General features: G+C 29.6%; 1 protein-coding gene and 4 tRNA genes. All 5 read left to right on the top strand.

What is annotated here, in order from left to right; genetic code table 11:
* The first annotated feature begins 67 nt into the window (after positions 1–67).
* Positions 68–154 (top strand) — tRNA-Leu (locus QZ321_RS12260).
* Positions 155–163: 9 nt separating this feature from the next.
* Positions 164–237: transfer RNA gene (locus QZ321_RS12255), tRNA-Arg, on the top strand.
* 1142 nt (positions 238–1379) lie between these two features.
* Positions 1380–2843, top strand: coding sequence for a methyl-accepting chemotaxis protein (locus tag QZ321_RS12250; protein ID WP_294197010.1), 1464 nt, complete (start codon positions 1380–1382; stop codon positions 2841–2843).
* A gap of 626 nt (positions 2844–3469) precedes the next feature.
* Positions 3470–3541, top strand: a tRNA-Glu gene (locus QZ321_RS12245).
* 165 nt (positions 3542–3706) lie between these two features.
* Positions 3707–3777, top strand: a tRNA-Cys gene (locus QZ321_RS12240).
* Positions 3778–3873: the final 96 nt, after the last annotated feature.

Raw genomic sequence — 3873 nt, 5'->3', positions numbered from 1 at the left:
CAGCTGGGAGAGCATCTGCCTTACAAGCAGAGGGTCACAGGTTCGAGCCCTGTTGGTCCCATTATATGCCGGTGTGGCGGAACAGGCAGACGCACAGGACTTAAAATCCTGCGGGACTTATACTCCCATACGGGTTCGATTCCCGTTGCCGGCATTTTATTTAGTACGTGTAGCTCAGCTGGATAGAGCGTCTGGCTACGGACCAGAAGGTCGCGAGTTCGAATCTTGTCACGTACATTAAGAATCCTGCATATGCAGGATTTTTTTATTTGTAAATAAATTCAATGTTTTGAATAATTTATTAATAAAGAGAAAATTGTTTTTTTAATAACTTTATATTATTTTATCTATTTTTCAAATTACGCTATCTGGTTTCATATATAAATGTACATAAATCTATAAAATCAGATATAGTAAACAAATCAAATTTTGATGATATAACAAAAAATCATTTATCTAAAAATCTAATTTACTTAAAATTTCACTATACATCCTTAATAAACGTAATTTATTAATAAAATAAGGAAAAACTTTTTTGTGTATTTAACCTTATCATGGAAGCAGACGACTTCAATGTAATAGAGGCGTAAGTTGGAAAATTTGTGTTACGATAGTAGCTGAATGGTTTGGGCAAGTAGTATAGAGGATTACGAATATCTATTTTAACTGGTAATGCAGATTTTAATAGTTCCATACATAAATTTCAATTTTATATTGTATAAGACTATTTTTTTATTATATAATTTTTTGCTACGAAGAGACATTGTGTCTGTTGTAAAATAATAGTAGTTTAAAAAGCAATAATGAAATTTTTAAAAGATATTTAGGTATTTAAATATTGAACATTCTTGAAATTGGTTGTAGTTGCTTTTTCTTTCTTTATAATTATTCTATCTTTTTGTAGAAAAAGATAGTGGTCTCCTTTTTACTAATATGATATTTCATAAGTTCTTATATAATTTTTAATTTAACCTTTGACTTAGTTTAGTATATTTATATAATATTTACAAAATATCACATATGAAAAATAATAGAGAATAAATTTATTATTTGAAAATGTGAAAAACAGTTTTAGTTAAGATGTAATAAGAATAAAATCATTTTTAATGCTGTTTTAAGTGTTAAGAAATATAACATTAAAAATATATTTATATGTTTAAAGTATGAATAAAATAAATTAACCTAATATTGATTATTTTTTTCTATCGTGTTAAAATAATTTTAAATAATACAATAATTACTAAAAGTTTTTAAGTATATTTTACTTGAATTATTGTTCGTAAAAATATATATAAAATATGCTATACAAATAGATAAGAGATTTCTAAACTATAGGCAAAATCTATTATTAAAATTATTTTATATTAGGGAGGCTTTTAATGAACTTAGAGATTTTAAAAAATGAAGAGAAGAGAATGAATCTGATTATGTTTATTTTCTTAGCTGTTATACCAATTGTTGCATTTGTGTATGTATTGTTATTTAATGGTGGAGCTGTAAAAGATAGCATTGTAATTCTTATGGCATTAGCTAGTTTGCTAACCAAAGCACTAGAAAGGTTTTTAGGAAGATTTGCAAAGTACATATATATTTCTATTTTACCAGTCATTGGAGCTGTGACAATTGTATTAGGAACACCTGGTTGTTTTGGTGCAATGGTGGAAGCCTATTTTTTGATATTATTTTTAGCTGTTCCATATTATGATTTATCAATGATTAAAGTATGCAGTATATTTACTATAGTGCCTAATGTAATTGCTATGATAATATTTCCACAGGCATATTTGGCAATGTATACGGTTTCTATATGGATATTTGCTGGTATGGTATATGTTCTTGCAGTCCTTGTCTCAGTAATGATTGTAATAAGAGCAAAAACATTGTTTTTAACAGTAGAGAAAAAAGAACATGAAGCAGAAGAAGTGCTTAACAGCATTCGTGAAGCTTTTGAAGGATTACAGCAATCTTCTAAAAATATTTACGATTCTTTACATAGTTTTGAGATTAGTACAACACAAATTACAGCATCAACAGAAGAAATTTCTAATAGTGCAAATATGCAGATTCAGCAGGTTGAAGGAAGTATTGAAATATTTAACGATTTAAATGACATGATTGTAAATTCAGAACAGCGAGTTGAACAGACTGTAGAAAATATGAAAATACTTAAAGAAAAAAATGATGAGGGAATTCAGTCTATTACAGAGCTTGCTCATAAATTTCATGAAAATATTGAGTCTACACAAAAAGCTTCAGAAGGTGTTACGTTGTTGGCACAAAAATCAAGTTCAATTGGCGAAATTATTGAAAGCATTGGACAGATTGCAAAACAAACAAATTTGCTTGCATTAAATGCGGCAATTGAAGCAGCTAGAGCAGGAGAAGCAGGAAAAGGATTTGCGGTTGTAGCTGATGAGATTAATTCTTTGTCAAGCGAATCTTCTGTAGCCACTCAAAAGATTGATGCCATATTAAAGGATATTATTTTTACTGTGAAAGAAATTACAGGATTAATGGATTCTAATAATATTATTGTAAATGAATCGAATACAAAATTAGATGGCACAGTACACATTTTTGAAGCAATACTTCATTCTTCAGAAGAAGTAATTAAAGTTATTGATTTATTAAAAGAAGAGCTTGCTAGTGTTGTTCATATTAAAGAAAATTTACTTCAAGCAATGAAACAAGTAGAGGATATTTCTCAAAATTCAGTACAAAATACAACAGAAATAAGCACTTCTATACAAGACCAAGCCTCTGGCGTTCAAGTTATTTTAGATTCAATGGAGAAGGTACGAGAAGGTATGCAGCGTCTTTCTGAAGTGATTAATACAAATTAAAAATATTTATTTTTTATCAGTATTTGCCTTTATCAAGGAAGTTTTTCACTTCAGTAGTACAGAGGTATAAGTAGGGGATTTGCGTTGTAATAGCACCTAGATAGTTTGAGCAGATAGCATAGGGGATTGTAAGTATCCGCTGTGACTATAAAATTAGTTTTTTTCTTTTTGATAAAAGTTAATTTTATATATTTTAACCTCATCAAGGAAGTCCCCCACTTCAATGCTACAAAGGCATAAATGGGGGTGGGGACTTGCGTTACGATAGTAGCTATAAGGTTAGGGTGTCAAACACCCAAGCAAGTAGCGTAGCGGATTGTAAATATCCGCTTAACCTTATTATTAAAAAGGTGATATGACTTTATTGTTTCAGTGCTGAAAAGTAAGGAATAAAAAAATGTTAAAAAATAAAAAAAGTGCTTGCAAAGCCTATTAAAATATGGTAATATACATTTTGTTGTTGAAAGAAAAATATTATTTTTAATATTTTGTTTAATAATAAAGGTATAATAAGTATTGTTAAGATTAAGAATGTATTATTTAGAGTATACATTTATTGTTTTAGTGTAATTCTTGTTTAGGAGAATTTGTGTATTTAGGACTACTTGTCTTATGTCCTTAAAAAAGGCTCCATGGTCAAGCGGTTAAGACACCGCCCTTTCACGGCGGTAACAGGGGTTCAAATCCCCTTGGAGTCATTTGAAATTTTAAAATAAATATAGATAAGTCAAAAGTCTGCAACTTCTTTATCATAAAAATTTGATTGTAGAATATAATTAAATAAGGCAAGATAGTCAAGTGATAAAGCAGACATCTGCAATTTCTTTACCATAAGGGTTAGATTGCAAAATATAATTGAATAAGGCGACATAGCCAAGCGGTAAGGCGTGGGTCTGCAACACCCTGATCACCAGTTCGAATCTGGTTGTCGCCTCTTATAAAATCCCCATAAACACTGAGTTTATGGGGATTTCATTTTTGGTTTAACAATTAATAAAACCACCTGCTATGCAGGTGAGTTCCCAGTTAG

Source organism: uncultured Clostridium sp. (assembly GCF_910588715.1).
Taxonomy (GTDB): Bacteria; Bacillota; Clostridia; order Clostridiales; family Clostridiaceae; genus Clostridium.
The sequence above is the reverse complement of the archived record's forward strand: the minus strand, read 5'-3'. Positions and strand labels throughout refer to the sequence as shown.

What these genes read in the sequence shown, in the direction of transcription:
- QZ321_RS12250 (WP_294197010.1), top strand. Translation starts at nt 1,380, where the DNA reads ATGAACTTAGAGATTTTAAAAAATGAAGAGAAGAGAATGAATCTGATT.